Below are 417 nucleotides of genomic sequence, written 5' to 3' on the forward strand. Positions count from 1 at the left end.
GGCACCGATTCCTTGGCGGCGTCGGCAGCGAGCTCGCCGAAACCGAGCTTGCGGCCGCTGGCGCTGTGGACGACCTCGTGATTGACGGCCTTGACCTCGGTCGCCGGCACGCCCCAGCGCTTCGCCGCGGCCTGCTCCAGCATGGTGCGGGCCGAGGCGCCGATCTGGCGCATCGGGATCAGATAATGCCGCGTGCTGCGCGAGCCGTCGGTGTCCTGGTTGCCGAACTTGACCTCGTCGCCATGGGCCTGCTGCACCTTGACCCTGGACCAGTCGGCTTCCATCTCCTCGGCCACGATCAGCGGCAGGCTGGTGCGGACGCCGGTGCCCATTTCCGAACGGTGACCCACGATGGTCACGATGCCGTCGGGCGCGACCGAAACGAACACGCGCGGGTCGACCACGACGCCGTGCGGC

At 69.5% G+C, this 417-nt stretch carries 1 protein-coding gene; it reads right to left on the bottom strand.

Features of this window, described 5'->3' with window-relative positions; genetic code table 11:
• Positions 1 to 417: molybdopterin cofactor-binding domain-containing protein (locus AABA86_RS34050; RefSeq protein WP_338309855.1), on the bottom strand; the 417-nt coding region annotated here is incomplete at both ends.

Origin of the sequence: Bradyrhizobium sp. TM233 (assembly GCF_036247965.1) — a bacterium.
In the GTDB taxonomy this organism is placed as follows: Bacteria; Pseudomonadota; Alphaproteobacteria; order Rhizobiales; family Xanthobacteraceae; genus Bradyrhizobium; species Bradyrhizobium ottawaense.